The 25,464-nt window shown below is 62.6% G+C and carries 30 protein-coding genes and 2 pseudogenes; 13 read left to right on the forward strand and 19 right to left on the reverse strand.

All coding sequences use genetic code 11. From position 1 onward, the window contains the following. Positions 1-83: 83 nt before the first annotated feature. Complete coding sequence (locus tag EOA24_RS41325) at positions 84-284, reverse strand: hypothetical protein (protein WP_189343390.1); 201 nt, start codon at positions 282-284, stop codon at positions 84-86. Here EOA24_RS41325 and EOA24_RS00180 point away from each other — a divergent pair. Beyond that, a complete protein-coding gene (locus tag EOA24_RS00180; RefSeq protein WP_127409368.1) occupies positions 253-876 on the forward strand; it encodes an NAD(P)H-dependent oxidoreductase in 624 nt (207 codons plus the stop codon). The genes EOA24_RS41325 and EOA24_RS00180 overlap by 32 nt on opposite strands. 230 nt (positions 877-1,106) lie before the next feature. Here EOA24_RS00180 and EOA24_RS00185 read toward each other — a convergent pair whose 3' ends face one another. From EOA24_RS00185 to EOA24_RS00195, 3 genes are read right to left on the reverse strand one after another with little or no spacing between them, the layout of a single operon-like run. Next, positions 1,107-3,386 (reverse strand): xanthine dehydrogenase family protein molybdopterin-binding subunit, encoded by a 2,280-nt coding sequence (locus EOA24_RS00185; protein WP_127409371.1) that lies wholly within the window; start codon positions 3,384-3,386, stop codon positions 1,107-1,109. Positions 3,387-3,388: 2 nt separating this feature from the next. Continuing rightward, positions 3,389-4,411, reverse strand: coding sequence for a xanthine dehydrogenase family protein subunit M (locus EOA24_RS00190; protein ID WP_126079155.1), 1,023 nt, complete (start codon positions 4,409-4,411; stop codon positions 3,389-3,391). Position 4,412: 1 nt separating this feature from the next. Continuing rightward, positions 4,413-4,979, reverse strand: coding sequence for a (2Fe-2S)-binding protein (locus EOA24_RS00195; protein WP_189343248.1), 567 nt, complete (start codon positions 4,977-4,979; stop codon positions 4,413-4,415). Positions 4,980-5,223: 244 nt separating this feature from the next. Between EOA24_RS00195 and EOA24_RS00200 the strand changes: the two are divergent. The 3 genes and pseudogenes from EOA24_RS00200 (at position 5,224) to EOA24_RS00210 (ending at position 7,149) form a co-directional block, all read left to right on the forward strand. After that, positions 5,224-5,666, forward strand: a pseudogene (locus tag EOA24_RS00200) (PPC domain-containing DNA-binding protein). 47 nt (positions 5,667-5,713) lie between these two features. Further along, the gene (locus tag EOA24_RS00205) at positions 5,714-6,145 is read left to right on the forward strand and encodes a GFA family protein (RefSeq protein ID WP_126083540.1); all 432 of its coding nucleotides are present in this window, start codon (positions 5,714-5,716) and stop codon (positions 6,143-6,145) included. Further along, positions 6,139-7,149: an ATP-dependent DNA ligase gene (locus tag EOA24_RS00210; protein WP_126079157.1), complete on the forward strand. Its 1,011-nt coding sequence runs from the start codon at positions 6,139-6,141 to the stop codon at positions 7,147-7,149. Before EOA24_RS00205 ends, EOA24_RS00210 begins: the two co-directional genes overlap by 7 nt. A gap of 130 nt (positions 7,150-7,279) precedes the next feature. On the opposite strand, the gene EOA24_RS00215 is transcribed toward EOA24_RS00210, so the two are convergent. Beyond that, positions 7,280-8,491: an FAD-binding oxidoreductase gene (locus EOA24_RS00215; RefSeq protein ID WP_126079158.1), complete on the reverse strand. Its 1,212-nt coding sequence runs from the start codon at positions 8,489-8,491 to the stop codon at positions 7,280-7,282. A gap of 136 nt (positions 8,492-8,627) precedes the next feature. Between EOA24_RS00215 and EOA24_RS00220 the strand changes: the two genes are divergently transcribed. Next, positions 8,628-8,909: a hypothetical protein gene (locus EOA24_RS00220; protein ID WP_126062585.1), complete on the forward strand. Its 282-nt coding sequence runs from the start codon at positions 8,628-8,630 to the stop codon at positions 8,907-8,909. Positions 8,910-9,025: 116 nt separating this feature from the next. On the opposite strand, the gene EOA24_RS00230 is transcribed toward EOA24_RS00220, so the two are convergent. From EOA24_RS00230 to EOA24_RS41330, 3 genes are all read right to left on the reverse strand, one after another. Beyond that, positions 9,026-9,775: a metallophosphoesterase gene (locus EOA24_RS00230; RefSeq protein WP_126079159.1), complete on the reverse strand. Its 750-nt coding sequence runs from the start codon at positions 9,773-9,775 to the stop codon at positions 9,026-9,028. After that, positions 9,768-10,574, reverse strand: coding sequence for a hypothetical protein (locus EOA24_RS00235; RefSeq protein ID WP_126079160.1), 807 nt, complete (start codon positions 10,572-10,574; stop codon positions 9,768-9,770). The genes EOA24_RS00230 and EOA24_RS00235 overlap by 8 nt, the downstream gene beginning before the upstream one ends. Positions 10,575-10,687: 113 nt before the next feature. Further along, positions 10,688-10,849 carry a hypothetical protein gene (locus EOA24_RS41330; RefSeq protein WP_189341621.1) on the reverse strand — a complete coding sequence of 54 codons (162 nt, stop codon included), beginning with the start codon at positions 10,847-10,849 and terminating at the stop codon, positions 10,688-10,690. A 337-nt stretch (positions 10,850-11,186) separates the two neighbouring features. Between EOA24_RS41330 and EOA24_RS00240 the strand changes: the two genes are divergently transcribed. Further along, positions 11,187-11,369 carry a DUF982 domain-containing protein gene (locus EOA24_RS00240; protein ID WP_245467247.1) on the forward strand — a complete coding sequence of 61 codons (183 nt, stop codon included), beginning with the start codon at positions 11,187-11,189 and terminating at the stop codon, positions 11,367-11,369. Between the two features lie 46 nt (positions 11,370-11,415). Here EOA24_RS00240 and EOA24_RS00245 read toward each other — a convergent pair whose 3' ends face one another. Both EOA24_RS00245 and EOA24_RS00250 read right to left on the reverse strand, forming a co-directional pair. Continuing rightward, entirely contained in the window at positions 11,416-11,670 is a 255-nt protein-coding gene (locus EOA24_RS00245) for a hypothetical protein (protein ID WP_127257355.1), read from the reverse strand. 87 nt (positions 11,671-11,757) lie between these two features. After that, a complete protein-coding gene (locus EOA24_RS00250) occupies positions 11,758-11,973 on the reverse strand; it encodes a hypothetical protein (RefSeq protein ID WP_126062589.1) in 216 nt (71 codons plus the stop codon). A gap of 370 nt (positions 11,974-12,343) precedes the next feature. Between EOA24_RS00250 and EOA24_RS00255 the strand changes: the two genes are divergently transcribed. Next, a complete protein-coding gene (locus EOA24_RS00255; protein WP_127409373.1) occupies positions 12,344-12,562 on the forward strand; it encodes a hypothetical protein in 219 nt (72 codons plus the stop codon). 14 nt (positions 12,563-12,576) lie between these two features. Here EOA24_RS00255 and EOA24_RS00260 read toward each other — a convergent pair whose 3' ends face one another. Continuing rightward, complete coding sequence (locus EOA24_RS00260; RefSeq protein ID WP_126062591.1) at positions 12,577-12,966, reverse strand: response regulator; 390 nt, start codon at positions 12,964-12,966, stop codon at positions 12,577-12,579. Between the two features lie 107 nt (positions 12,967-13,073). On the opposite strand from EOA24_RS00260, the gene EOA24_RS00265 reads away from it, so the two are divergent. Both EOA24_RS00265 and EOA24_RS00270 read left to right on the forward strand, forming a co-directional pair. Then, positions 13,074-13,817 carry a Crp/Fnr family transcriptional regulator gene (locus tag EOA24_RS00265; RefSeq protein ID WP_126079162.1) on the forward strand — a complete coding sequence of 248 codons (744 nt, stop codon included), beginning with the start codon at positions 13,074-13,076 and terminating at the stop codon, positions 13,815-13,817. Further along, positions 13,817-14,905 (forward strand): HWE histidine kinase domain-containing protein, encoded by a 1,089-nt coding sequence (locus EOA24_RS00270; RefSeq protein WP_127409375.1) that lies wholly within the window; start codon positions 13,817-13,819, stop codon positions 14,903-14,905. Before EOA24_RS00265 ends, EOA24_RS00270 begins: the two co-directional genes overlap by 1 nt. Positions 14,906-15,081: 176 nt before the next feature. On the opposite strand, the gene EOA24_RS00275 is transcribed toward EOA24_RS00270, so the two are convergent. The 3 genes from EOA24_RS00275 to EOA24_RS00285 form a co-directional block, all read right to left on the reverse strand. Beyond that, on the reverse strand, positions 15,082-16,017 hold the full coding sequence (locus EOA24_RS00275; protein ID WP_126079164.1) for a hypothetical protein: 936 nt from the start codon (positions 16,015-16,017) through the stop codon (positions 15,082-15,084). Positions 16,018-16,413: 396 nt separating this feature from the next. Beyond that, a complete protein-coding gene (locus EOA24_RS00280) occupies positions 16,414-17,010 on the reverse strand; it encodes an isochorismatase family cysteine hydrolase (RefSeq protein WP_245463192.1) in 597 nt (198 codons plus the stop codon). Continuing rightward, positions 17,007-17,399, reverse strand: a complete 393-nt coding sequence (locus EOA24_RS00285) for a hypothetical protein (RefSeq protein WP_126079165.1) — start codon at positions 17,397-17,399, stop codon at positions 17,007-17,009. Before EOA24_RS00285 ends, EOA24_RS00280 begins: the two co-directional genes overlap by 4 nt. Positions 17,400-17,629: 230 nt before the next feature. Here EOA24_RS00285 and EOA24_RS00290 point away from each other — a divergent pair, with 230 nt between their 5' ends. The 3 genes from EOA24_RS00290 to EOA24_RS00300 are packed head-to-tail and all read left to right on the forward strand — an operon-like array spanning position 17,630 to position 19,244. Beyond that, positions 17,630-18,358: a DUF4142 domain-containing protein gene (locus EOA24_RS00290; RefSeq protein ID WP_126079166.1), complete on the forward strand. Its 729-nt coding sequence runs from the start codon at positions 17,630-17,632 to the stop codon at positions 18,356-18,358. Between the two features lie 14 nt (positions 18,359-18,372). After that, complete coding sequence (locus EOA24_RS00295) at positions 18,373-18,972, forward strand: hypothetical protein (RefSeq protein ID WP_126079167.1); 600 nt, start codon at positions 18,373-18,375, stop codon at positions 18,970-18,972. Positions 18,973-19,031: 59 nt separating this feature from the next. After that, a complete protein-coding gene (locus tag EOA24_RS00300; RefSeq protein ID WP_126079168.1) occupies positions 19,032-19,244 on the forward strand; it encodes a hypothetical protein in 213 nt (70 codons plus the stop codon). Positions 19,245-19,271: 27 nt separating this feature from the next. Here the strand turns inward: EOA24_RS00300 and EOA24_RS00305 are convergent, their stop codons facing one another. The 5 genes and pseudogenes from EOA24_RS00305 to EOA24_RS42725 all read right to left on the reverse strand — a co-directional run. Next, on the reverse strand, positions 19,272-19,535 hold the full coding sequence (locus EOA24_RS00305; protein WP_126079169.1) for a hypothetical protein: 264 nt from the start codon (positions 19,533-19,535) through the stop codon (positions 19,272-19,274). A 231-nt stretch (positions 19,536-19,766) separates the two neighbouring features. Beyond that, on the reverse strand, positions 19,767-21,881 hold the full coding sequence (locus EOA24_RS00310; RefSeq protein WP_126079170.1) for a catalase: 2,115 nt from the start codon (positions 21,879-21,881) through the stop codon (positions 19,767-19,769). 370 nt (positions 21,882-22,251) lie between these two features. Then, on the reverse strand, positions 22,252-22,440 hold the full coding sequence (locus EOA24_RS00315; protein WP_126079171.1) for a hypothetical protein: 189 nt from the start codon (positions 22,438-22,440) through the stop codon (positions 22,252-22,254). A 234-nt stretch (positions 22,441-22,674) separates the two neighbouring features. Beyond that, the gene (locus EOA24_RS00320) at positions 22,675-23,256 is read right to left on the reverse strand and encodes an alpha/beta hydrolase (protein WP_245501727.1); all 582 of its coding nucleotides are present in this window, start codon (positions 23,254-23,256) and stop codon (positions 22,675-22,677) included. Between the two features lie 49 nt (positions 23,257-23,305). Further along, a pseudogene (locus tag EOA24_RS42725) lies at positions 23,306-23,560 on the reverse strand (alpha/beta fold hydrolase); the annotation flags it as partial. Positions 23,561-23,701: 141 nt separating this feature from the next. Here EOA24_RS42725 and EOA24_RS00325 point away from each other — a divergent pair. Continuing rightward, positions 23,702-25,462, forward strand: a complete 1,761-nt coding sequence (locus EOA24_RS00325) for a thiamine pyrophosphate-dependent enzyme (RefSeq protein WP_126079173.1) — start codon at positions 23,702-23,704, stop codon at positions 25,460-25,462. The last annotated feature ends 2 nt before the right edge of the window (positions 25,463-25,464 follow it).

The following is a 25,464-nucleotide window of genomic DNA, read 5'->3' on the forward strand; positions in this document are numbered from 1 at the left end:
GTATCTGCACCTAAACCTTTGTTTTTCAATGCGATTTTCTTTCGTTACTATCTTCAACAGCCTAACCGCAACATTCGGCTCCGTTAACCGGAACCGAACCGGCGCTTGAGGCGCGTGAGGTCGCGACGGCATTCCGGCCACGCCCACCTTGCCAATGAAAACACCTGACTCTTTCCGGCTGGCTGTTGCGCAGAAAGAGGCAACCAGTGGCTGCCCTTCGCGTTGGTCATCATATTCAGCCGGGAAGATTCGATGCCGCTCACCGCTTTTGCCTTGAATTGCACACTCAAGATTCCTCGGGACGATGACGAGTCCTCGACCGATCGAATGCTTGCTGAGTTGACCAACGCTTTGGCGGCACATGACGTCGGATGCGAAACGGCACGTGCGCTCGTCCACAACATCAAGCCCGGCGTGCTCTCCGACCTGGGCGAAGGCGACGACTGGCCGAAGCTGTGGGAAAAGATCCTGGCCGCCGACATCTTCATCCTTGGCCTGCCAATCTGGATGGGGCAGCCGTCGTCCGTTGCCAAGCGCGTGATGGAGCGGATGGACGCATTCCTGTCCGAGACCGACGACAGCGGACGCATGCCGGCGGCAGGCAAGGTCGCGTTGGTGGCGATCGTCGGCAATGAGGATGGCGCCCATCACTGCCATGCCGAGTGCTATCAGGCGCTCAACGATGTCGGCTTCACCGTTCCCGCCAATGGCGGCGTTTACTGGGTTGGAGAAGCGATGGGCGACGTCAACTTCGTCGATCTTCCCGGGACACCGGAGAAAGTCGTCAGCATGATCAAGATGGCGGCTTCCAATGCCGCTCATCTGGCCGGGCTCTTCAAGACCAAAAACTATGCCGGCGTGCCTGCCGGCGAGTGATATCGTACTCTTATCGCCCGGCCAGGACATCGGCATTTCCGCCGATGCCCGCACCGGCAAAGGAAGAATGGCGCTTGGACCGAAGGTGCGGGACAACGCCTATAGCGCCAACTGCCGGGAGCGTCGCCCATGTTGCCGCTAATGCCGACCAAGTCCGCGTGCCGAGGATCATCTTCGGGAGCTGGACGCACGGCTGAGCGCCTTGCCCGTCCGAAGGAGTAGCAGGACTGTTAGACGAGCAGTTGCTCGATCCTGATCGGCAGGTCGCGGATACGCTTGCCGGTGGCGTGGTAGACCGCGCTGGCGACGGCAGCGGCCGTGCCGACATTGCCGAGCTCGCCGAGGCCTTTCACGCCGGCGGGGTTGACCGCATGGTCGACCTCCGGCACCAGGATCACCTGCAGGTCCTTGATGTCGGCATTGACGGGCACAAGGTAGTCTTGCAGGTCGCGATTCACATAGCGCGCGTAGCGCCTGTCGACCTCGGTCGCCTCATGCAACGCCTGACTGATGCCCCAGATCATGCCGCCCATCAGCTGGCTGCGCGCCGTGCGGGTGTTCATGATGCGGCCGGCGGCAAAGGCGCCGACGATGCGCGGCACGCGGACTTCCCTGGTATAGCGGTTGATGCGGACTTCGACGAACTCGGCGCCGAAGGCGTATTTCACGGAATCCTCGTCCTGCTCGCCGCCATGGAACTCCGGCGTTCCGGCATAGAGCTTCTTCAGCGCCTCCGGCGTCGCGTTCTTGGGGGCGAACTCGGCATATTCCTCGATCGCGCCGACCTGCATGGCTTTCAGGACATCCCCGACCTTGGCCGACGCGCCGCTCTTCGCCACGATCTTGCCGCCGGCAAGCTCGAATTCCTCATTATGGGAGCTGGCCAGCGGACCGCCTTCCGCGGTCGCTGCGGCGTAGAGCTTGGTGCGGATAGCGTCGCAGGCCATGAGCACCGCCGAGCAAACACTTGCCGTGGAGATCGACCCGCCCGAGACCGGAGCCGGAGGCAGGCTGCTGTCGCCCATTTCGACGCTGATCCTATCGATGCTCACGCCGAGACGCTCCGACGCCATCTGGCCGGCCACCGTGCGAACGCCTGTGCCGATCTCGTGCGAACCGCATTGCAGCCGCACATCGCCGTCGACCGTCAGGCGCACGCGCGCCGCGCATGGCGCGACGGCAGTGGGGTAAATCGCCGTGGCGCAGCCCATGCCGACCAGCCAGTCGCCGTCGCGCATCGCGCCGACCTTCGGATCGCGGTCGGCCCAGCCAAAAGCTTCCGCCGCCTGGTCGTAGCACTGGATCAGCGAACGGCTGGAGAACGGCTTCTTGCCGATCGGCTCCGCCTTCGGTTCATTGATCCGACGGAATTGGACCGGATCCATGCCAAGCGCCACTGCCATCTCGTCCATAGCGTTTTCAAGCGCGTAAACATAAGGCGTCTCAGGCGGTGAGCGCATGTAGCCCGGCGTGTTGCGGTCCGCCTGCACCAGCGAGACATGGGTCAGCACCGAGCCGTAGCCGTACATGCGGCCGGTGGCCGACGTGCCGCCGACGACATAGGCGTCCGGGCGCGACGTCACCTCCCAGCCTTCATGCGCGAAGGCGGTGATGTGGCCGTCCTTGCCGGCGCCGATGCGGATGCGGTGCCGGGTTTCGGCCCGGTAGGTCTGCGTGCCAAAAGCCTGCATGCGGCTGGTCACGCAGCGCACCGGACGTCCGAGGCGCTTGGCGGCCACCGCCACGATTGCCGTGCGCGGAGTCATCGGCCCCTTCGAGCCGAAGGCCCCGCCGATGAAGGGGCTGACGATGCGCACCTTCGCAGGGTCGATCTTCAACTGCCTTGCCAGCTCGACCTTCCAGCCGGTCACATTCTGCGACGGCTCGTGAACGGTCAGCTGGTCGCCTTCCCAGAAGGCCGTCGTTGAAAACAGCTCGATCGGGTTGTGATGCTGCGTGGGCGTCGAATAGCGCTGGTCGATCTTGACCGCGGCATCGGCATAGGCCGCATCGAAGTCGCCTGCCTTCACATCTTCCTTGAACAGAGGGCTCTTTCCGGCGGCAGGGATGGTCGCCGTCCCCGGGCTGTCGAAAGTCGCAGTCGGCTTCTCTTCCTCGTACTCGGCGCGGATCAGCCGCGCCGCTTCTTCGGCCGCCTCGAATGTCTCAGCAACCGCGAGCGCGACGATCTGACCGTCATGGAAGATCGTCCGATCGTGCAGCGGTCCGATAGAAGTCGCGCCGGAATTGCCGAATTTCGGTTTGTCCACCTTGTCCATGTCGCCATAGGTGACGATGTCGAGCAGGCCGGGCACCGCGCGGGCGTCGTCGAGACGAAGCTTCGTCACTTTGCCCTTGGCAATGCTGCTGGTGGCCAGCGCGCCATAAGCAATGTTGGCGGTGGGCAGATCGGCGGGGTAGTGGGCTTGTCCGGTGACTTTCAACCGTGCATCGACGCGCGGCAGCGGTTCGCCCATGTTCTCCTTGGGTCTGGGAGCGGCAGCGTCCATGGTCACACCTTCATGTCTCGGGTTTCAAGCAGCGCCCGCACCAGCGTTCGTTTTCCAAGCTCGATCTTGAATGCGTTGTGCTGGCGCGGTTGGGCTTGGGCGAAGGCGGCGTCGGCCGTCGCTTCTGCCGATGTCTCGTCGAGCTTCTTGCCTTGCAGGCTTTGTTCGGCCGCGCCGGCACGCCAGGGCACGGTCGCCACACCGCCGAGCGCAATGCGTGCCTCGCGCACGGTCTCGCCGTCCAGGTCGAGCGCGACGGCCGCCGAAGCCAGCGCAAAGGCATAGGATTCGCGGTCGCGGATTTTCAGGTAAAGCGAGCGCCGTGCCCACGGGATGGCGGGCACTTCGATCGCAGTGATGATCTCGTCAGCGGCGAGATCGGTCTCGATATGTGGCGTGTCGCCGGGCTGCCGATGCAGCTTGGCGAACGGGATCTTTCGTGCGCCGCGCGAGCCTTCGGCATGGACGACAGCATCGAGCGCTATCAACGCCTGGGCGAAATCGCCATGGTAAGTGGCGATGCATGCATCGCTGTCCCCCAGAACCGCATGCTGCCGGTTGAAGCCTTCCATCGCCGCGCAGCCGGAGCCAGGCACACGCTTGTTGCATTGCCAAGACGTCTCGCGGAAATATTCGCAGCGCGTGCGTTGCAGGATGTTTCCGGCCAGGCTTGCCATGTTGCGGATCTGGCCGCTTGCCGCCAAACGCAAACTGTCGGCAATGACGGGATAGCGCTCCTTGACCTCTCGGTGATCCGCAGCCTCGCCCATACGCACCAGGGCGCCGAAGCGGATGCCGTCATCGGTTACCCGGATTTGCCTCAGTCCAGACTCCTTGAGCCGGTTGAGATCAAGCAGGCGGTTGGGTTCCGCCACGCCGAGTTTCATGTAGTCGGCAAGGTTGGTACCCCCCGCGATGAACTGCGCATTTGCTCGCGTGGGTTGATCGTCGTTGGTCGTGAACCGGGACGCGATCGCGACCGCCGCGGAGATGTCGGCAGGCTGTTCATAGACGAACGGACGCATGTCAGGCTCCCTTCGTCTCGTCGCGCGCCTGCAGGATGGCGGCGACGATGTTGGGATAGGCGGCGCAGCGGCAGATATTGCCGCTCATATATTCGCGGATGTCATTCTCGGATTCGGCGTGACCTTCATTGACGCAACCGATCGCCGACAGGATCTGGCCCGGCGTGCAATAGCCGCACTGGAAGGCATCGTGGTCGATAAAGGCCTGCTGCATCGGATGCAGCTTGCCGTCGCTGGAGGCGAGCCCTTCGACCGTCGTGATGTCCTTGCCTTCGTTCATCACGGCGAAGCTCAGGCAAGACAGCACCCGCTTGCCGTCGACCAGCACCGTGCAGGCGCCGCACTGGCCGTGGTCGCAGCCCTTTTTGGTGCCGGTAAGGCCGGCATGGTCGCGGAGGGCGTCGAGCAGGCTGGTTCGGGTGTCGAGCGAAAGTTCATAGGGCTGCTCGTTGATCCTGAGCGACGTTACGACCGGCTGCCTCAATTTTGTTTGGGGGATGACTGGCGCCTCAGCCCGCGCGGTCGATGCTAGCAACGGTGCTGCCGCCGCCGAAACAGTACCTGCCATGAACCTTCTTCGACTGAACCCGTTGTTTGATGCGACTGACGGCTGGGACATGGCTCGCTCCTGGCTGGCTGGTCTTGTGCGCTAACCTTTCGATGGTTCCATTGTTCCGGCGCTGAACGCAGAACCGCGACACTTCACCAAACTGTGAGGCTCCTGCTCAACCGGAGTGCCGCGAGGCTTCGCCGGGAACATGCGGCGTGGCGAGGCGTTCTGTGCCAGTCCATCTCTCCGTCAGTAGGGCATCATGAAATCAAAGCTGGTCACTGAAACCTCTGGACAACGAATATTCGTGGTCGTGCTCGATCCGGGCGAGGAAGCCTTCGCCTCCCTCACGGCTTTCGCGGGGCAGAAGGGAATTACCGGCGCCTCGCTGACGGCGATCGGCGCCTTCGAGAGAGCAACGGTCGGATGGTTCGATTTCGGCTCGAAATCCTACCGCAAGCTACCGGTCGACGAGCAGTGTGAGGTGCTGAGCGCCATCGGCGACATCGCCGTCGACGACAGCGGCAAGCCAGCCTGCATCTGCATGCGGTGCTGGGCCTGAGCGACGGATCCACCCGCGGTGGGCACCTGCTGGAAGGCGTGGTGAAGCCGACCCTCGAAGTCACGGTGACGGAATCGCCCGTCCATTTGCGGCGTACGAAACGACCCGGCCTCGGCATCGCCCTGATCGATCTCGACGCGTAAAATCTCGCGCTACCGAAACCGCATCTTCGATCGAGCGTTCAAGCTTGATGGAACATGCGGATGTCTTTACGCGAAACGCAGCCGTCGAGCGATACGGCGGATGCCTGTGCGGCAACATCCGCTACCGCCTGACGGGGGAGCCGCGCGTGCATTACTGCCATTGCGATATGTGCCGGCGCACGACCGGGAGCGCCTTCGCCGTGCTTGGCTGGGCGCCTGTCGCCGGCCTCTCGTGGCTGACCACGGAACCAGCCTATCGCCGCTCCTCGCCGATTGCCCGCAGAAGCTTCTGCCGGTCTTGCGGTACGCCGCTTACCCTTGCCTACGACGCGAACCCGTACGAGGTCGCGATGCATATCGGGACCTTTGACGATCCGTCCGGGCTTGAGCCGCGTCATAATTACGGTTCCTCGCAACGGCTCGGCTGGGTCTGCTGCGGCATCGACCTGCCGCACCATGACACGGAAGAACGATGGTAGCGGCGCACCGGAGCTTGCCGTTGCCATCGGAAACGCCGCCGATGGAAGCGCGAACGGCGGAAGCCTTGCCCGAGGGAAATGGTTCCTGGCAATACGAGCCGAAATGGGATGGCTTTCGCTGCCTTGCCTTCAAGGACGGCAAGGCCGTCGATCTCAGGGCGAAATCCGGAAAGCCGCTTGGCCGTTACTTTCCCGAATTGATGGCGACGATGCAAAGCCTCGATGCGGAGGATTTCGTCGTCGACGGCGAGATCGTCATCGAGATCGACGGTCGCGCTTCCTTCGACGCGCTGCAGATGCGGCTGCACCCCGCGGAGAGCCGTATCCGCAAGCTGAGCATAGAGACGCCGGCGCGGCTGATCCTGTTCGACATGCTGGTCGCCCCGGGAGGCAAGATCATGCTCGAACGACCCTTGCGCGCCCGGCGCGAGGCTTTGGAGGCTTTTCTGTCCAAGGCGGCCAATCTCGGCCTCCAGCTGTCGCCATCGACCACCAATGTCGCCACCGCCAGGCAATGGCTGCAAGGCGCCGGCCACGGCCCGACCGATGGTGTCGTCGCCAAGATGCTCGACGAGCCATATCGGCCGGGCGAGCGCGCGATGGTCAAGGTCAAGCGGCTGCGCACCGCCGACTGCGTGGTCGGCGGTTTCCGCTATCTGAACGGCAAACGACAGGTCGGATCGCTTCTGCTCGGCCTCTACAACGACAATGGGCAACTCGATCATGTCGGCTTCACATCGACCATCGCCAATGAAGACCGCGCGGCGCTCACGGCGAAGCTCGAGGCGTTGCGCGGAGGGCCGGGCTTCACCGGCAAGGCCCCGGGCGGTCCGAGCCGCTGGAGCACAGAGCGCAGCGGTGAATGGGAGCCGGTGAAGCCGGACCTGGTTGTCGAGGTTCGTTTCGACCATGTCACCGGTGAGCGCTTCCGGCATGGCACGAGGTTGCTGCGCTGGCGGCCGGACAAGGCGCCGCAGCAGTGCACGTTCGAGCAGATCGCGTAGCCTAAAGCGCGTCGCGTTAAACCGGATTCATGCGACGCGCTTTAGGTTTTTGTTTCATGCATGTCGTCTTCCCAAAACCGAGATCACTTTTGGGCGACATGCATTAATCTGTCGGAGACAGCCTGGAGGATCATCTCTTGAACGCGAAGAGGCTCGCATCCGCATCCTCCTTGCCGGCGATGGAAGCCGAGACGATCTCGGACGCGATCTGTGAAAACGTGATTCCGTTTCCGCCGTAGCCCATCACCGCATGAACGCGCGCGTGGCCGGGCACACTGCCGATAATCGGAAGTCCGGTGTCGGTGGCTCCGAACGAGCCGGTCCAGGCGAATTCCGCCGCGGTGTCGAGTCGCGGGAAGATTTTGCCGAGTTTCTCCTCAAGCCGGTCCGTCTTTTGCGCGGTCAGGGCGTCGCGCCTCTCCTCGTCGGTGAACCCCTCGTCTTCGCCGCCGCAGATCACGCGACCATCGGATGTCGCCCTGAGATAGAGATAAGGGTCCGAAGCTTCCCAGATCAGGGCGGCGAGCGGCCAGATCTTCTCCGGCTGCGGCCGGGTGGCAATCGCCCATGTCGAGATGATGCGATGGCGCATCTTCGGCACGATATCGAGCAGCTCGTAGCCGGTCGTAAGAACAAGATGGCGAGCCTTGATCACAGGCCCATGTCGCGTCGCCACCGTCACGCCGAGGCGGGTATCGTCGATGGCGGTTGCTTCCGCCGGCGCATAGAACCGCGCTTTGCCTAGCAGCGCCCTCATCAGCAGTCCGGACGTCAATTTGCGTGGATCGAGCGCCAGATTGCCATGGCTCAGAATCGCTGCGGCGCGCTCTATCCCGAAATCTTCTCTCAGCTTCTTGCGTGGCAGGAAGGACGCTCCAATGCCTGCCTCACGACGCGCTTCGGCCTCGCTGTGCAGCTCCGGTGCATCGAGCCGATTGCCGGCCAAGTAGAGCGACGGCGTCTCGGCCGACCGGCAGCGAATATCGAGTTCCGCGATGCGTCCGCGCAGATTGAGCAGCGACAGCCTCGAGCGGATCCAGGCCTGCCGAGCGGCATCGCCTCCAATCATCCTGGACAGCCTTGTCAGCGGTTGATCGATCTCGAACGCGACGAGCGCCGTCGTGGCAGCCGTCGAGCCCTGCAACGGCCCACGCCTGTCGATGCAAATGACGGCGTGGCCGTCGCGGGTCAAAGCTTCGGCCATCATCGCGCCGCTAATGCCCATGCCGACGATCAGGACATCGGTCTTTGCATCTCGGGTCAGGCGTTCCGCCGGCACCGCGGGCGAGCGATAGGCAGACCAGACAGGTTTGCCGCTTCTGAGATCGAGCTGGCGAGGCATGAAAGTTCCCGGTTCCGCACGATAAGTCACAAGGCGCCGGTGCTGTTCCCGGGCAACCGCGCCGTGATTGGATATGAAGCGGAACAACTGTTTCGGCGAGAGGTTCTTCACTTGAAGCTCAGAAATGGAGAACCTCATGGACCCGCGCGACAAACAGCGGCCTGCAAAGACCGACGAAACCGAAGCGCCGACCATCGAACAGCAGGACTGGGACGCTCTGGAGGGCAGCAGGATCCTGCCTGACAGCGTCGCGGTGAACGGTGATCCGCAGGATGATGCCGAAGCCGAAGGGGACCTTCCGGAAGAGGATGACGACAACCCCTTCCAGGACAGCGACGAAGCCTTGCCTGATGACGAAGAAGAACGCGTCCTGTCGAAGGACCCTTCCAAGGAAGGCAACCGGTTCGACGAGGTCTGATGCATGTCGCCCAAAAGTGCGCAGCGGTTTTGGGAGAACGACATGCATCAAAACAAAGACTTAAAGCGCGTCGCGCGAATCCGCTTCGACGCGACGCGCTTTAAGAGCCGACCGGCTCAGATTTCCAGCAGCGCGTAGGGACGGCCCGTCGGCTTCGTGATGTGCATGGCGACGTTGTAGACTTTGGCGCCGCCGGGGGTCTGGCCCTCGAAAGTGCCACGGTGGGCATGGCCGTGCACGACCGCGCTCACCTTGAACCTGTCGATCGTTTCGGCAAGCCGCGACGATCCGAGGAACGGAAAGATTTCCGGCGGCTCGCCGGCGACCGTCTCCGCGATCGGCGCATAGTGAAGCACCACCAGCGTGCGCTTGGCGCGGACCTGCCGCATGGCGTTCTCGAGCCGCATCGCCTCGTTGACGCTCTCGGCCACCATGGCCTTGATCGCGGGCTCGCCGAAAGAGCCAAGCATCCTCGGGCCGAAGCCGCCGACAAAACCCTTGACGCCGACAAAGCCGACTTCCATCACCTCCGTCGCTTGCCCATCGAGGAGATAGACACCGGCCTGGCGGAGCGTCGCCGCGATCTGGTCGACGCAGCCGGATTCGTAATCGTGGTTGCCGAGCACCGCGACCACGGGAATGGAGCAGGCGCGCAAATCCTCCGCGAGGAGCTCGGCCTCCTTCGGCTTGCCGAGATTGGTGAGATCGCCGGTGAGCACCAGGACGTCTGCTTCTCGGGAAACCTCGCCGAACAGGTCGCGGTAGGAAGTCTGCGCATCTTCCTGAACATGCAGGTCGCCCATGGCGGCAATCTTGACCTTGCCGTTGCCGCTCGCTTTGCGGCCCGTCCTGCTTTGTTCAGCCATCGCGGAATTCTCCAACGCCGCCGACGCCGGCGAAGCCCCATTCCTTGACGTCGATCTCGTAGTCGACCTGCGACAGAAGCCGGCCGCGACAGATCTTCATCCGCGGCGAAGGCAGTTGCCGCTGCCTGGCGAGCCGGTCGAGCAGATTGTCGAGCAGCCAGTCGGGAATGTGGTCGCGTTCGCTGGGATAGATCCATCTGAAATTCAGCAACTGCATCAAGAGCACCTCCCAGTGGGTGTCGAGATAGGAGAGCAATCTTTGCCAGTCGATCTGCTCATGCGCCTTGAGTATGGTATGGGCGATGTCGGCGCCGTCATGCCGGCCCCTGTCCTGGATGAAGCATTTCGACCAGATAAGCTCGGTCGGGCCGATGATCCTGACCCGGCTGCCCAGCAGCTCGACCTGGCGGGCATGCTCCAGCCACTGGTCCTTGACCTGCATGGTCCCGTTGGCGGACGCAAAGATCACGTCGAAGAAATGCGGGCCCTCGAAGACCTTGCCCAGCCAGCGGTCATCCTCGATCACGACGGCGTAGCCGATATCCTTGAAATGGGTGAGGATGCGTGGGCAATCGCCGGGCTTGCAGAAGATGTCGAGGTCCTTGGTCTGGCGCACGACACCGGTATAGGCGCTGACGGCATAGGTCCCGGCGACCAGAAAAGGAATGTCGGTGGCGGTGAGCTCGCGGATTGCACTCGTGTAGAACGCTTCCGCCTCCGCGCTCTTCAGCGTCGGCTCCGCCTTTGCATCGATAACCGGCAGCGTCGCCAGCACTCCCGGCAACTCGTCATTGGCCATCAACCGTTGCTCCGGCTTTCGATCTTCATTCCCATGTTTCGGTAAACAGCGGCAGACCGACGTTGTTCCGCGCTTGACGTCACGCTTCGACGAGCTTCGCCAGGACAGAGGCGCTAGTCGCCTTCGTCCCGGTACAGACGCTGGGTTGCCCGGTCGCTCTCGCGCCGCTCTGCCGGTCCGCGGCGGCGGCGGGTAAGGAGAACGTAGACGATCACGAGCATGAGAATGAGGGGACCGCCCGCGACGACGATGAACCACAAGTCGGTGCCTGACATTGATCTTCCTTCCCGGACTGAAGGCTGTGCTCCCGCAAGCAGAGGCGCCGGTGGTGCGCTAACCGGTGAAAGGTTCAAATGTTCCGCTTTCGGAACGGAGACCGCACATCAGTCGTTGGTGGCTTGAACACGCTGGCAGCTCGCCTGACCCCGTAGGGATGAAGCCCGACCTGCGTTTTCGTCCGTGACACAGGATTGCAGGCCGGGCCTGGCCTAAGTGAGGGACAAAGGCCAACCTATGTTGCACGATGATTGCGCCGCCGCCTTAACATAGGTTGTTGATGGCGGCGGGGATTGAGCGCTTCTCTTTGGGCGAATGGTCAGCGGTAAAGCGATCATGCGCTCAAAACGCATCAAACGTTTTCGCAAACCGGTAATCGTGCAGCCCGGCCGGATCGATCGTGATCGGGTGGTGGTCACTGTGCTGGATGCGGCCGACGTCCTTCTGCATACCTGGCCGAAGCCCAACTCCCGCGCCCGGCATCACGCCATCAGGGCGTGGCGCGCCAGGCTTTCGTAGACGCCGCAAAGGACGCCAGGATTTTCCTGGGCGACCAAGCCTGACGCTATTTCTGGCCGCGCGCTTCTGGCCGGGTGCCTTGAGCACTTTGCCAAGGCGGATCAAGGCTTCTGTCTCGCCCGATCTTGGCCAGCAACTGTCGGGACTGCTGCAGCAAAATCCGACTTCTGGCGATAGCGGAACCGGTTTCGCCGATCAGACGCTCCGCGCGTCGGCGGGTTTGGAGAAGATGTTCCAGGTCGAGCTGGATGCGAGGCGAGCGCAGATCATCCATGATGCCGAACACCGGGGGAAGCCGCATGTTCCCTTCAGCCGCCAAACCGCTCCAGCGCTGCCATGATAACTCTCAGCGGCCGATGCAGCTCAGGGCGGACAAGAGCGGCGCACATCAGGTACCACCTGCGCCTGTTTGCCCGCTGGCCGGGTGCTGCAACGCTTGCTTGACGGCTTCAATCAACGCCGGCGGGCAGGGTTGGCCTTCGTAGAGATCTTCGTAAAGCGAGCGGACTATGTCCTCTATCGACACGGACGGATCGGACTGCACGAGCTCGCGCGCAACAGCCTTGATGTCGGAAAAGTCATAGCCATTGGCAGCGGAGACCATTTTGTTCTCTTGTTGCTTGGCTGAGCGCCTCGCGGGCGTCCCCAGGCGCCACTCAACCGGGTCCGCCGGGTGACGCTGAAGATATCTGCGCCCGGCTCAGGTCCCCGACAATAACGCAGGTTAAAGCGACTCTTTCCGGGCTCGGATAAATTTCAACCCTGGCTTACAAGACGGTGGCAACCGAAGAGAGCCGGAGGGCCCGCCTAACTCTACCCCCAGGCGAGGCGGGCCCTTTTTGCGATCGGGGTCTTGACCGCGCCCAAGCTTCCAAAGAATTTCCGCCTCCCTCGCATGGGTTAATGCGTGGCGAGGCAGGGCGCAATTATCAAATGCAAACATAACAAAAGCGCGGCTAAGGGAAGGTTGCGGCGTGATCAAATATTATCCTGTGCGGCTGAACGAGCTTATAGAACACTACATGGAAACGCGTTCCTCGCAGCGCACGCCGGTGTCGGTCGCCGCGGCCACGAGGGCCATCTTGACCGTCATGCCGGATTGCTCGGTCGAGAGGCCGCAATTGAGCAACATGATTGCGCGATCGGCCGTCAGGCATGGTTACGCCGTGAGCTTCGATTTGACGGCCATCTAGTCCGCACCAACCCATTATCGATCGCAAGGGATCGGCAGCGACTCGCGCGTCATGTCCACAATGTGGTGCGCCAGTTCCGTTGCGTCGCAAGGTTTTTCGAACCTGCGAATCTCAGCAAAGCGTGGGGGGATGGCAGCGGCGTCATAGCCGGTGGCGAACACAAACGGAAGCCGCCTTTCCAGCAGCGCGTCCGCCACGGCAAAGTCGATGCCACCGGCCAGATCGAGATCAAGTATGGCGGCGTCGACGCAATCCAGGTCAAGGGAGTTCAAGGCCTTGTCACGGGTCGCGAAGGGTCCGATGACCGTCAGCCCGAGCCCCAAGAGGGCTTTTGTGATATCCTCAGCCAGAAAATACTCGTCTTCCATGACCAGAACACGAGCGCCGGCGAATTTCTCGTTCATGGCAAGCCTCCCGAGCGGAGTCATTTGGACCGTCTTACGCGGTCCGACATTAACATAGGTAAGGTCGCCGCCGCATCATTGTGTGTATCACGGGAAAGAGGACTGGGATGAGGCGACCTCTGATCCGCAAGCTTGAGAAATTCACGCGGCTTTCGCAGGCCGACAAGGAGATGCTGGTCAGAATTGCGGCGCAACGCGTCCGACGCTTCGCCGCGCGCGAAGACATCATCCACGAAGGCGAGAAACCTGAGTTCATCAACCTGATCAACGAGGGCTGGGCCTGCCGCTATAAGACCCTCGAGGACGGGCGGCGGCAAATCATTGCTTTCTTCCTCCCCGGCGATCTCTGTGACCTCAACGTCTTCATCCTGAAAGAAATGGACCACTCGATCGGCGCCATCACGCCAGTCGCGGTCTCGGAGATTTCGCGCGCCGCCTTCGACGAGATGATGATCGGACATCCGCGCATCACTCAGGCTCTGTGGTGGGAATCGCTGGTCGCGGCGGCGATCCAGCGCGAGTGGACAGTCAACCTCGGCCAGCGCGATGCGCTCGAGCGGATGGCGCATCTGTTGTGCGAGCTGTTCATCCGGCTGGAGGCCGCCGGCTGCACAAGCGACAGCAGTTGCGAATTCCCGTTGACGCAGACGGAACTGGGCGAGACGCTGGGCATGTCGACGGTTCACGTCAATCGCACGCTGCAGGAGCTGCGCGCCTCGAACCTCATCGTGCTGAAGGACAGGACGCTGACCATTCCCAACCTCCAGGCACTGCAGGATGTCGCGCTGTTCAATCCCAATTATCTGCATCTCGATCGCGAGGGCAGGCATCTCGACGCCAACGAGGAGTGATGTCCAAGGGCCCGCCCAACAAGCCGCTTGAACGCGGTCTGGCAGATGTCAAGACGGCCTTGCGCGGGCATGGGCGCGCCGAAGCCCGGCTGCGTGAGAGCGACGAGACCCTGCGGGATTTCGCCGAAGCCGCCTCGGATGTGCTCTGGGCCCGCAATGCCGACACGCTGCAGTGGGAATACCTGACGCCGGCCTTCGACGCCATTTACGGGATGAGCCGCCAAAAGGCCCTGGCCGGCGACAATTTCGCCACCTGGATCGAACTTATCGTGCCCAAGGATCGCGAGCATGTGCTGGGCCAGATCGCGCGCATACGCGACGGCGAACGCGCAACCTTCGAATACCGCATCTGCCGGCCGGCCGACAGCGAGATACGCTGGCTGCGCGATTCCGGCTTTCCGATGCGCGATGAGGCTGGAAAGGTCGCCCATATCGGCGGCGTCGGCCAGGACATCACGCGCCGGAAGCAAGCCGAGGAACAGCAGCAGGCTCGCTTCGCCGAGTTGCAGCATCATATGCGCAACACGCTGGCCGTGATCCGCTCGATCGTGCGGCGTACGACGGAGAAAAGCGAATCCCTGGACGAAGCCGCGGCTCACCTGGAAGGGCGCATCAACGCTTTCGCCCGCGTGCAGGCGGCGATCACACGCCGTCCGTCGATCGAGATCAACCTGGCATTAATCGTCGCCGAGGAATTGCGCGCCGCCGGGGGCCGGGAGGGCGATAACCTGACGATCGAGGGGCCGCCATTGACGCTCGCCCCCAAGGCTGCCGAGACGATGGGCTTGGCCATCCACGAACTGGCGACGAACGCGTTGAAATACGGGGCGCTTGCCAGCTCCAACCGGGCTGGCCGCATCGACATCGGATGGCGTTTGGAGGAAGATCTGCTCCGCTTCGTCTGGGCTGAAAGCGGTGTTGACGATTTGGAGCAGACCGAGCGACGAGGCTTCGGTTTCGAGGTGCTCGAGCGGACCTTGCCTTACGAGCTCGGAGCGACGGTGGAGTTGCGGTTCGCTCCGAGCGGTCTCAATTTCACGGCTGCCGTCCCGCTTCGCGCCATTAGAGCAATTGCAGGAAAAGTGTGAGCGGCTTCCGCTGGAAATTGCGAGAAAACAAAGAGATAGAGTGGTTCGCCGCTTCGGTGAAGCGGCGAACCACTCTAAAGCCGTCGCAATCTTTCAGATTCGCTCCATGCGCTTTAGGTTTTTGACTTACGCAGGTCTTTATCCCGAAACCGGTTCCCACTTTCGGGAGACATGCTTTAGCCGACAGCGGTCGTAACCGTCCGGGAGTCGCTGCGCAAATAGCCCGCCTCGTCTTCGTCTCTTTGCCTGCCGCCTAGCGCTGCCGCGACCGCAGCAATGAACGCGCCAATCACCAGCGACAGCGCGCCAACCAGTGCAGCGGCGGCGCTCGCCTTGCGGGCCTTGTCGGCGGCTGCCTTGGCTTTGTTCTTGGCGTCCTCGGCACGCGCCAGGACCTCGTCGACCCGCTTCTGCGCCTCCGCCTGGGGAAGGCCCGTGCGGGATGCCACGAGTTGGGCAAGATAGGCCTTGTCATCCGCGCTCATTTCGCCGTTCGCAGCGCTGATTGTCAGTATGCGCGCGGCCTGTGCCGCGGCGTCCGCGTTGTTTTGGGGCGTTGCCGCCGCTGTAGGCGCGGCCGCGTTGCCGGCCGGCCGGAAGAGCGCGTCCACGAAATAGCCGGCGAGATCGTTAGCGGACGGATTTTGCGCCGACGAAGCCTGCGAAGCCGCACCGGCGGCCGCGCCGCTCAGCAAACCAGTCGTCGCCTGGGCGCCCGTCCCCGCAATTCCGGAGACCGCCGAGCCGAGGACCGTGGCCACGAGCAGCGTAGCCAGGGCCCAGGCCAGGAACCCATGCGCGGTGTCGCGGAAATACACCTCGTCGGTATGCACGTTGACCCACTTCGTGCGGAGCCGCCCGGCGACATAGCCGCCTAACGCAGATGACAGCCATTGCACGATAACGAGCCAGACCGCGGTCGACACCGCAAATGTCGTCAGGGAAGGGCTACCCCATGGCGACATCATCGCCAAGCCGAGTCCGGAACCGACAAGCATGAGGATGACGGTCAAGGTGGCTGCCGCAAAAGCGCCGGCCACGATCGGCCCCCAATTGACGGCGGAGGATGATGTCTCAATCGTTGCCGGTTCGTCGGCCGGGGAAAAGGTCATCGTGGGCTCCTAACGTGCAAAAAGCATCAAAAGGATGATGATCGGAATTGGAACGCCGAGCAGCCAGAGCAGAATACCTCGTCCCATTTCGTCCTCCTATAAGTAGTGTTTGAATTCTTGTATTTAATTCCTGGATCTCGCTTTCGTTCCGCCTGATCTACTTCTTTCAATCAGCTGTTAAACTCAGGGCCTGACGCAAACGCCATCACGGCCCACAAATCTTGGACCGACCGAAGGCTCGCCCGCAAAGGGGGTGAACGGGCGAGCCTTTCGATAGGACGCCTGCCCAAGACCGCGCATTCGGGACGCGGAACGCGCCGGCGCCGACCGAACTAAGAAAGTAGCGAGATGTTCCGAACGAAAAGCAGTCTGCTGGTCGGGGGCGCCGCCTCTCCGCTATCGCCAGCATTCGAGAATTGCCTCCACCGGCGCGACCTCGACATGGTGGGAGTACCGCTTGGTGAAGAGTTTCAGGATGTTCTCATAGGCCTCATCGGACGCGCTGCAGATGGCGTCCTCCGCGAGGATCGTTCGATAGCCAAGATCGATAGAGCCGAGCAGGGTCGCCAAAACGCACATATCGGCCTCACCGCCGCTGACGATGACCTCCTCGACGCCTTCGGACTGAAGCACACCAGCGAGTTCGCCGCTCAGCCACGGCGAATAGATCGGCTTGTCGAACACGCGCGCCGGCGGGATATGGACGGCAAGCTCGGGCAGAAGGTCCACCGCCTCCTTGCCGGCCCTTGCGATCGTCATGTCCGCCCAATGCTCATAATATTGTTTCCACTGGCCGTGGCCCTCGCCCGGATTTCGCGCGGGGATGAACCTGGTGAAGATCGTGGCTTCTGGTCGCTTGCGCACCAGCCTCTGAACTTGTGGCAGGATCACGGGCAGCCAATCGACCGCCCATGGCCACGGCGGCGTGAACATCTGCTGCATGTCCACGCAAATATGGACGGCTTTCGCCGAGATCGGTGAGAGCGCGCTCAAAGCATATGACCCTCAAATCGCGGCGATATCGCGAGAGCAGTTCGCGTGTCGAATTCCTGTGTCAGGCTGGACTCTTTGATGCGGCAGGCCAAGGCGCGCATTGCGCGTGCCACGGGATACATCTTGATGCGTTCAAATTCCCTCGCTTGCGCCTCGGCCATGGCCGCGCACCGTTCCCGTTCGGCGATTTCAGGACAAAGATTCTCGGCAGCATATTCCATGTTGGATTTCTCCATCGCGTTGTCTGCCGCTAAACTCCGACTAAAGTCCTCCGTTCCATCAAGGCAGGCGCTTGCCACATTTTTCGAAAAGCGCTCGCGCCGACCGGCCTCGATTTGCCAAGTCGCAATAACAAATGATGTTTTTGGCCAGTGCGCCGGAAAATTCATCGAACGATTGGCCCGATACGAGGTTTGTTGCCGTCATCGGCTGCAGAGCCAGCGTGGCGGCTGACGCTGCCGGATTTGTCGTCCAGGCACCTTCGGCACCCAAGCGGATCCACCCCAAGACCCGCCCCGCCACGGCCGGGCGATTTTTTACGTCATGGAAACGAGGTCGTTGGGGAACAAAGGGCCGGAACGGTGGTTCGGTGCCACCAAGACCAAAGGAGCCTTGCCCCATGAGCATGCGGATATTCCTTATCCCATCGGCGACCGCCGCGCTGATGCTTGCCCTCCCTGCCTTCGCGGCCGACGACGCGCAGACCTTCGTCAACAAGGCTGCGATAGGCGGGATGTTCGAAGTGGATTCGAGCAAGATCGCGCAGGACAATGCGAAGGATCAGCAGATCAAGGATTTTGCCAAGCGCATGATCACCGATCACGGCGCGGCGAACGCCAAATTGCAGAAGATCGCCGGCGAGCAGAAGCTGCAGGTGCCGGCGCAATCCGATGCCGCTCATAAGAGCGATCTGGAACGATTGCAGAGCACGACGGCTTCGCTGGACCAGCCTTACGTCGAGATGCAGCGTAAGGCGCATGCCGACGCCGTCGGCCTGTTCGGGGCCTACGCCAAGGATGGAGACAATCCTGCCCTCAAATCTTTCGCAGCGGAGACGCTGCCGACGCTGAAGATGCATCAGGACATGATCGAGAAGATCGCAGGCGCCAGCGCGAGCACGCCGGCGGTCAAATCGGCATCGACGCCCAAACCACCCGCTCCGGTCCCCGGCGCGAACAGCTTCACCGAAGCGCAGGCGAAGAAGCGCATCCAGGACGCCGGCTATGCGGACGTCTCCGCCCTCGCCAAGGACGAACAGGGCATCTGGCGCGGCCAGGCGACGAAGGACGGCAAAGGCACCTCCGTCGCGCTCGATTACCAGGGCAACGTCTTTGCCGGCCAACAGTAGACAGGAGAACCGACATGCAAACGATCACCGCCCTGTTCGACGACTATGACGATGCCGCCGACGCCGTGGGCGCGCTGGAGTCCACCGGCGTTCCGTCATCCGACATCAGCATCATGGCCAACAATGCCCGCGGCTGGCATAGGAACACGCAATCCCCCGCAGCCGAGGATGCCGCCAGCGGCGCCGGCATCGGCGCGGTCGTGGGTGGCGCCGGCGGCCTGGCAACGGGCCTGGGCGCGATGGCGATACCGGGCGTCGGGCCGGTGGTCGCGGCCGGCTGGCTGGCGGCGACGGCCGCGGGCGCCGTCGCCGGGGCGATTGTGGGCGGCGCGGCCGGCGGCATCATCGGCAGCCTGACCGACGCCGGCGTGCCGGAGCAGGACGCGCATGTCTATGCCGAAGGCGTCCGCCGCGGCGGCACGCTGGTGACGGCTCGTGTCGAGGACGACCTCGCTTCGGAAGCCCGTGAAGTTCTCCGCAGCTCCGCATCGGTCGACATCGCCGACCGCCGCAGTGAATACCAAGCGGACGGATGGACAGCATTCGACCCGGCTGCCGGCGATTATTCGGCTGACGATGTCGAGCGCGAGGCGGCGCGACGGCGGGGAGCCTGAGCCAGACACCCAGACACTCGGACCGGCTTGCCCTCGACAAAGGCCAGGAAGGAATCGGCATGAGACGTGTTGTTTTGCCGCTCATACTGACCTTGATCGTGCTGCTGGCATGTTACTGGGTCTTCATTCGTGTCGACAGCGGCTCATCTTCGGCGCCATGGAAGCGCACGCCCGAACAAAACCAGGGCGGGAATGCGCCGCAGGATAGCTCGCCAGCTGCCGGCATCACGAAGAATCCACAGGACGCCAGCAAGATGCCGGGGGCTCAGTGACAGTCGAAATCCGTTGCTCCCGAATGGCTACTCGCGCGGCACGAACTTATTGAAACGGCTGGTGCTGCCCTCCGCGGTCATGTCCTGGTGAACGAACGCCAGGTTGTTGTCGTCCAGCACCTTGAAGAAATCCTCCCATTCGATCGGCCTCAGATCTTCGTCGCCGGCGCCGAAATCGACCCGCAGCGTTGCAGCCTTCCCCGGCGTCGCGACAACTGCAGGTCGGCCTTCGCGCGCCTCGATCCAAGCTCGGATCACTTCGTGATTTGAGGTGGTCATGGCCTCGCTCATTGCGGCCTCCTGCTGACAGTTCCCTTCTCTCGAAAGCAACCCCGCAGGCATCCGCTTGTTCCCGTCGGGCCCGGTTTTGTAGGCTCGCCGCAACCGAATATCGGCAGATAGAGAAGGCCCGCTGCCTGCATGCGGCAACGGGCCTTGTCAGGTCTTGATGGGACCCTGGATCGCTGGAGGGAGGGCGATCTTCTTTCGAACCGGCAGGCGCTCGAAATGTTCCCGCGAAAATCAGAGTTTGACGGCACCTTCCCTCGCCCAAAGCCGCAGCTTGCGGCAAGCCTCGACGAATGAGCGCGCGGAATCGCCGCCCGTGAGTTCGATGAGCCCCTCATCCGCATCGGCTGCTACCCCGGCGCTTGCCAGCAGAGGTCCGGCATCCGCGACGAAGCCGATGAACTTCAGATGCGCGAAGGCATCGGACACGAAGTCCTTTGCCGCAGCATCCCTGGACAGCATCTCGGCGCCTTCCTCGGAAACGAGCAGCACGACCGCATCGAAGAGAACGGAAGGACCGCCGTCGATCATGTGATTGGCTTCGATCCAGCTGCCATCGCCTGCCTCGACACCGCCCACCCGGCGCGCCACGATTTCCGCCTTGGCGCCTTCGGCTTGCGCCGCATCCCGCACCGCTTGCAGCAAGCCGGAATCGATGCCGTCGCTGACGAGCACGCCGATCTTGCGGCCCTTGAAGCTGTCCGGCCCGTTGTTGATGATGCTGAGCGCGGGCGACAGCTCGAGGTCATCGCGTGTCGGCACAGCGGCGTCGGCAGGGGCCGGCATGGTCTTGATGCCGAGCTTGTCGGCGACCGTGGTCGCCAGCGTCTCGTCGATGTTGAGCAGATGGGAGATCATCCGCTCGCGGATGACCGGCGTCTCGACCTTGCTCAGTTCGAACGTCAAAGCCATCCCGATATGACGCTGCTCAGGCTCGGTCTGGCTGAGGAAGAATTGCCGGGCCTGGCTGTAGTGATCGGCGAAGCTCTCCGCCCGCAGCCGGACCTTCTGCCCCTCCTCCGCATCGGCAAAGGAGCGGAAGCCCCGCTCGGGTGACTCACGCGGCCCCTCGCCCCAGGAATTCGGCTGATAGTTGGCGCGGCCGGCGGGATTGCGCATCGCCATGTGACCGTCCTGCTGGAAATGATGGAAGGGACATTTCGGCGCGTTGATGGGAAGGTGGGTGAAGTTGGGGCTGCCCAGGCGCTTGAGCTGCGTGTCGAGATAGGAGAAGTTGCGTCCCTGCAGCAGGGGATCGTTGGAAAAGTCGATGCCTGGCGGCACGTTCTGCGTCATGAAGGCAACCTGTTCGGTCTCGGCGAAGAAGTTCTCAGGCATGCGATCGAGGACAAGCCGCCCGACCGGGATCGGCTCGATGATCTCCTCGGGAATGATCTTGGTCGGATCGAGGATGTCGAAGTCGAAACTGTCGGCGAAATCCTGGTCGAAGAGCTGGACACAGAGCTCCCACTCCGGAAAATCGCCCGACTGGATGGCGTTCCAGAGGTCGCGGCGGTGGAAATCGGGATCGGCGCCGTTGATCTTCACGGCTTCGTTCCAGACCACCGACTGCATGCCCAGCTTCGGCTTCCAGATGAATTTGACGAAGGTCGATTCATCCTTGGCGTTGACAAGACGGAACGTGTGCACGCCAAAACCCTGCATGAACCGGAACGACCGGGGAATGGCGCGATCGGACATGATCCACATGATCATGTGCATCGATTCCGGCGTGAGCGAGATAAAATCCCAGAAATTGTCATGCGCGGATTGAGCCTGCGGGAACGCCCTGTCCGGTTCCTCTTTCACGGCATGGACCATATCCGGAAACCTGATCGCATCCTGGATGAAGAAGACCGGGATGTTGTTGCCGACGAGGTCCCAATTGCCCTCCTTGGTATAGAGCTTCACGGCGAAGCCCCGCACATCCCGCGCCAGGTCGAAGGACCCCTTGCTGCCGGCGACGGTCGAGAAACGAACGAAGGCGGGTGTCTTCTCGCCGGGCCGCTGGAAGATATCGGCCTTGGTGTACTTGGCGAGCGACTCATACGTCTCGAAGAAGCCATGGGCGCCGTAGCCGCGCGCGTGGACGACGCGCTCGGGGATGCGCTCATGATCGAAATGGAAGATCTTTTCGCGGAAATGAAAATCCTCGATCAGCGTGGGACCGCGGTCGCCGATCTTCAACGTGTTGTGGTCATCCGCGATCGGCGCGCCAAGCGCCGTCGTCTGCACCTCGACCTTGCCTTCGGCCACCTGATGCAGCTCGCCGCCACTGCCGCGGACAAGTTTCTGGTCGTGAATCTCAGCCACGGCTGTAGCGTCGGCCGGGGAAGCTTTCTTCGGCATTGTCGGTGTCCCTTGTGCTCGCTGAATGATGTTGCCGAACGAGCAATCAGGGCGAATGTTCCAGCCGGTGGAGCGGGCATCCCCAGCTCGAACTATTTTTGAACGGCGTCCGACCCATCCCCTGCCCCGCTTGCCTGGGAACGGTCCGGCGTTACCCGCGACGATGCACGCACGGGCATCTCTCGCGGCGCAGGGATGCGAGATTTTCGGCGCCACCAGCGCGGCAGGAACTCGGCCATCAGGCTTTGAATCAGGCTTTTCATCCGATTGCCCATGGTTTCATCCGATTGCCCATGGAGGGTTCACAGGCGAACGGATGCCGGCCCTGATTGTTCCGGGTCGGCGCGATCAGAGCGTCGTCAGTTGAAAATCAATTGGGACGGGCCTTGCGCGCACGCAACGCGATCGCGGCGTCCAGCTTTCGCGCCAATTCCAGCATTCGGGAAGGCGCTTCCTTGGATCCCAGCGCCTCCAACGCGACGGTCGTCTCGCGTTCCGGCGTTGTCGTCTCGGACAGCGTCTGTTCCGATCTCAGTGCTTCACGAACCTTCCGTGCCACGGCCGCGCCCTAACATGGGTTAATGCCTCCACTAACCCACTGACGGAAAAAAGGTTCCTGCTTCGCTTCTCCGCTGGACCGACGAACCTCCTTTCGATGCAGCTTTCCCGAACCCGGAAGTCGACGTCGCCTAAAGCGCGTCGCGATCTTTCAGATTCGCTCCATGCGCTTTAGGTTTTTTGATCTTACGCATGTCTTTATCCCGAAACCGGTTCCCACTTCGGGAGACATGCTTTATTGCCTGCCGAAGTCGACCAGGAATCTCTCCAGCCTCTCCCGGACCTGGCCAGGAGCTTCCCTCGTCGGGAAATGACCGACACCCGGCAGGAGCACACGCTCATAACCGGCGGTAAAATACGGCTCCTTGCCTTCGGAGGAATCCGGCAGAACGACGCGATCGTCGTCGCCATGAAGGACCAATGTCGGCACCAAGATGACCTCCGCCTCAATTTGCTTGCGCGCAAGTTCAGCATAGCGCGGGTCGGGATCCGCCTCGCCCCAGCGCACGCGATAGGAATGCAGCGTGACATCCGGCCAGTCGGGATTTTCGAAGGACCTCGCCACCCGTTCGAACAGCGCGTCGTCGAACCAGCCTGGGGGACTCCAACTGTCCCACTGGAAACGCGCGAAGGAGCGACCGTGCTGCCGCACGAACTCTTCGCCGCGCCCGGTCGCCATGAACCACTGATACCAGAAGGCTTTCGTCTGCTCCAAAGGCGGCGTCGGAGGCGGGCCGGGCTGCCACCCCAGCGAAAGCGCCGCGCAGCATGTTATGCGCTGCGGAAAGACGGAGGCGAGCAGATAGGCCCCAGTCATGGCCGACAACCGCGAACCGTTCGAGGCCGATGGCGTCGGCAAAATCGAGCGCGTCCTGCGCCATGGCGGCGATCTCGCCTGAGCGCATCGTTTGATCGGAGTGGAACGAGGTCTTCCCAAATCCGCGCAGCCATGGCGCGAAGGTTCGGAGGCCCGCGGCCTGAAGCGATGGCGCCACATCCGCAAAAGTCGTCGCATCATCCGGCCAACCATGGAGGAGCAGCACAGGCGGTCCATCCTCGGATCCACCGCTCAGATAGGCGACCCGCAAAAGCGAAGTATCGCAGAAAACAGGTTCTTGCATGGACGCCTCCTCATGCGCCCACAGTGCAGTGGGCGCCCAACCCTGCGCAATCGGGTTCCTTTTGGTCTTGAGCCGCCTCGATCCGGCGAGGGAACCAACCGCAGCCTCGCTGGTTCGGAAAGCCAACAGCGGAGCCTCGCCATGCAAAATGCAGCCGAAATTCTCGTCGACACCTTGATTGCCTGGAACGTCGAAGTCGTGTTCGGGTTGCCTGGCGACGGCATAAACGGCGTCATGGAAGCGCTGCGCAAGAACCAGGACAGGATATCCTTCGTCCAGGTGCGGCACGAGGAATCGGCCGCCTTCATGGCTTGCGCCTACGCCAAATGGACAGGGAAGCTCGGGGTGTGCCTCGCAACATCCGGGCCCGGCGGCACGCATCTTCTCACCGGCCTCTACGACGCCAAGCTCGACCAGGCGCCGGTGCTGGCGATCACCGGCATGCAGTTCCATGACCTGATCGAGACTTTCACGCAGCAGGATGTCGATCTTACCCGCGTCTTCAACGACGTCAGCGTCTACAACGTCCAGGTCTCGGACGCGGCGCATATGGAAAACGTGGCAAGCCTCGCCTGCCGCACGGCGCTCGCCCGCAAGGGCGTCGCGCATCTCTCGATCGCCAGCGATATCCAGGAACAGCCCGCCGACGCGGCCAAGCGATCCAAGCGCAACCGGCCGGCGCACACGCCGCAAGACATGTTCGCTCCGCATTGCCTCGCGCAGGATGTGGAGCTGGACAAAGCGGCGGCAATCCTCAACGACGCGCGGCGCGTGGCGATCCTGGCGGGGCGCGGAGCGATCGGGGCGGCGGCCGAGCTCGAAGAAACGGCCCGGTTGCTGCAGGCGCCGATCGTCAAGGCCTTGCTTGGCAAGGCGGTGCTGCCGGACGACCATCCCTACACCACGGGCGGCATCGGCATTCTGGGCACCTTGCCATCGCAGGAGGCGATGGAGACGTGCGACGCCGTCCTCATCGTCGGCTCGACCTTCCCCTATATCGAGTACTATCCGCAGCCTGGCAAAGCCCTTGGCGTCCAGATCGATTGCGACGCGCAGCGCATCGGCCTGCGCTTCCCGGTCGAGGCCGGTCTGGTCGGCGATGCGGCGGAGACCTTGCGCGCCCTCAACAAGCGGCTGAAGCAGAAGGGCGACGGCGCATTCCTGGCGACCGCGCAGAGCTCGATGCAGAAATGGCGCGAGATGATGCGCCAGTCGGAAGATGGCTTGGCCCATCCGCTCAAGCCGCAACGCGTCGTGCGCGCCTTCGGCGAGCGCCTTGCCGAGAATACGGTGCTGGCGACCGATTCCGGCCAGAACACGGAACTTGCCGCGCGCCATGTCGATCTCCGCGCGGGACAGGCTTTCGGCGTTTCGGGCGCGCTCGCCTCCATGTCCTGCGGTTTGAGCTATGCGATCGCGGGCGGCATCGCCTTTCCGGGCCGGCCTGTCGCGGCGATCGTCGGCGACGGCGGTCTCGCCATGCAGCTCGGCGAGTTCTCCACGGCGGTGCGCTACGGCATTCCGCTGAAAATCCTGGTCATCAAGAACAACATGCTGAACCAGATCGCCTGGGAGCAGATGATGTTCCTCGGCAACCCGCAATTCGGCTGCGAATTGCAGCCGATCGATTTCGCCAAGGCCGCCGAAGCGATGGGCGGAAAAGGCTTCAGCATCGAGCGGGCGGAGGAGGTCGAGCGCGTGCTCGACCAGGCTTTCGCCACCAGCGGGCCGGTGATCATCGAGGCGCTGGTCGACGCCTACGAGCCGATGATGCCGCCAAAAATGCCGCCCGATTACGCCAAGAACTTCCGCAAGGCGCTGCCGCAGACTCCAGGCCACGATGAGATCGAGGAAAACGTCGCTCGGGAGCCTGCCAGGACGATGATGGAGGCGGGCGAATAGAA

The sequence above is a fragment of the Mesorhizobium sp. M2A.F.Ca.ET.039.01.1.1 genome, from assembly GCF_003998035.1.
In the GTDB taxonomy this organism is placed as follows: Bacteria; Pseudomonadota; Alphaproteobacteria; order Rhizobiales; family Rhizobiaceae; genus Mesorhizobium.

Excerpts from the sequence above, each read along its gene's own strand:
- EOA24_RS00180 (WP_127409368.1), top strand. The coding sequence starts at position 253 with ATGCCGCTCACCGCTTTTGCCTTGAATTGCACACTCAAGATTCCTCGG.
- EOA24_RS00185 (WP_127409371.1), bottom strand. The coding sequence starts at position 3,386 with ATGGACGCTGCCGCTCCCAGACCCAAGGAGAACATGGGCGAACCGCTG.
- EOA24_RS00190 (WP_126079155.1), bottom strand. The coding sequence starts at position 4,411 with ATGCGTCCGTTCGTCTATGAACAGCCTGCCGACATCTCCGCGGCGGTC.
- EOA24_RS00195 (WP_189343248.1), bottom strand. The coding sequence starts at position 4,979 with ATGGCAGGTACTGTTTCGGCGGCGGCAGCACCGTTGCTAGCATCGACC.
- EOA24_RS00205 (WP_126083540.1), top strand. The coding sequence starts at position 5,714 with ATGGAACATGCGGATGTCTTTACGCGAAACGCAGCCGTCGAGCGATAC.
- EOA24_RS00210 (WP_126079157.1), top strand. The coding sequence starts at position 6,139 with ATGGTAGCGGCGCACCGGAGCTTGCCGTTGCCATCGGAAACGCCGCCG.
- EOA24_RS00215 (WP_126079158.1), bottom strand. The coding sequence starts at position 8,491 with ATGCCTCGCCAGCTCGATCTCAGAAGCGGCAAACCTGTCTGGTCTGCC.
- EOA24_RS00220 (WP_126062585.1), top strand. The coding sequence starts at position 8,628 with ATGGACCCGCGCGACAAACAGCGGCCTGCAAAGACCGACGAAACCGAA.
- EOA24_RS00230 (WP_126079159.1), bottom strand. The coding sequence starts at position 9,775 with ATGGCTGAACAAAGCAGGACGGGCCGCAAAGCGAGCGGCAACGGCAAG.
- EOA24_RS00235 (WP_126079160.1), bottom strand. The coding sequence starts at position 10,574 with ATGGCCAATGACGAGTTGCCGGGAGTGCTGGCGACGCTGCCGGTTATC.
- EOA24_RS41330 (WP_189341621.1), bottom strand. The coding sequence starts at position 10,849 with ATGTCAGGCACCGACTTGTGGTTCATCGTCGTCGCGGGCGGTCCCCTC.
- EOA24_RS00240 (WP_245467247.1), top strand. The coding sequence starts at position 11,187 with ATGCGCTCAAAACGCATCAAACGTTTTCGCAAACCGGTAATCGTGCAG.
- EOA24_RS00245 (WP_127257355.1), bottom strand. The coding sequence starts at position 11,670 with ATGCGGCTTCCCCCGGTGTTCGGCATCATGGATGATCTGCGCTCGCCT.
- EOA24_RS00250 (WP_126062589.1), bottom strand. The coding sequence starts at position 11,973 with ATGGTCTCCGCTGCCAATGGCTATGACTTTTCCGACATCAAGGCTGTT.
- EOA24_RS00260 (WP_126062591.1), bottom strand. The coding sequence starts at position 12,966 with ATGAACGAGAAATTCGCCGGCGCTCGTGTTCTGGTCATGGAAGACGAG.
- EOA24_RS00265 (WP_126079162.1), top strand. The coding sequence starts at position 13,074 with ATGAGGCGACCTCTGATCCGCAAGCTTGAGAAATTCACGCGGCTTTCG.
- EOA24_RS00270 (WP_127409375.1), top strand. The coding sequence starts at position 13,817 with ATGTCCAAGGGCCCGCCCAACAAGCCGCTTGAACGCGGTCTGGCAGAT.
- EOA24_RS00275 (WP_126079164.1), bottom strand. The coding sequence starts at position 16,017 with ATGACCTTTTCCCCGGCCGACGAACCGGCAACGATTGAGACATCATCC.
- EOA24_RS00285 (WP_126079165.1), bottom strand. The coding sequence starts at position 17,399 with ATGAATTTTCCGGCGCACTGGCCAAAAACATCATTTGTTATTGCGACT.
- EOA24_RS00290 (WP_126079166.1), top strand. The coding sequence starts at position 17,630 with ATGAGCATGCGGATATTCCTTATCCCATCGGCGACCGCCGCGCTGATG.
- EOA24_RS00295 (WP_126079167.1), top strand. The coding sequence starts at position 18,373 with ATGCAAACGATCACCGCCCTGTTCGACGACTATGACGATGCCGCCGAC.
- EOA24_RS00300 (WP_126079168.1), top strand. The coding sequence starts at position 19,032 with ATGAGACGTGTTGTTTTGCCGCTCATACTGACCTTGATCGTGCTGCTG.
- EOA24_RS00305 (WP_126079169.1), bottom strand. The coding sequence starts at position 19,535 with ATGAGCGAGGCCATGACCACCTCAAATCACGAAGTGATCCGAGCTTGG.
- EOA24_RS00310 (WP_126079170.1), bottom strand. The coding sequence starts at position 21,881 with ATGCCGAAGAAAGCTTCCCCGGCCGACGCTACAGCCGTGGCTGAGATT.
- EOA24_RS00320 (WP_245501727.1), bottom strand. The coding sequence starts at position 23,256 with ATGACTGGGGCCTATCTGCTCGCCTCCGTCTTTCCGCAGCGCATAACA.
- EOA24_RS00325 (WP_126079173.1), top strand. The coding sequence starts at position 23,702 with ATGCAAAATGCAGCCGAAATTCTCGTCGACACCTTGATTGCCTGGAAC.